General features: G+C 75.3%; 1 protein-coding gene. It reads right to left on the bottom strand.

The window, feature by feature from the left end; genetic code table 11:
- Nucleotides 1-276 (bottom strand): hypothetical protein (locus Q0L15_RS19680; protein WP_296606290.1); only part of this gene is annotated, 276 nt, incomplete at its 3' end.
- Nucleotides 277-308: the final 32 nt, after the last annotated feature.

A 308-nucleotide genomic window follows, 5' to 3' on the forward strand; every position in this document is an offset into this window, starting at 1 on the left:
GTGGACGTCGAGCGAGTCCGGTCCGAGGCGCACGAGCACGTGCCGAGGGGCGCGCGGCGCCGGGGGAGGACCGGACTCCGCGAGGTGCTCCGCGCGGGTCCAGCCCTGGCGCACCCGGAGCGTGCCGCTCGGCCGCTCGACCACGGCGCTCACCGTCCACGCCTCGGTGCGCGTCCCGACCTCGCGGGTGGTGAGCGCGAGCCCCGCGCGCGCCCACTCCGGGTCGCCGGTGACGTTCACCCAGACGTGCCGCGGCGTCCCCGGAGTCCTCCTCACCGGCTCAGGGTAGAACATGTGTTCGAATGATC

It is taken from the genome of Nocardioides sp., assembly GCF_024509035.1.
Lineage (GTDB): Bacteria > Actinomycetota > Actinomycetes > Propionibacteriales > Nocardioidaceae > Nocardioides.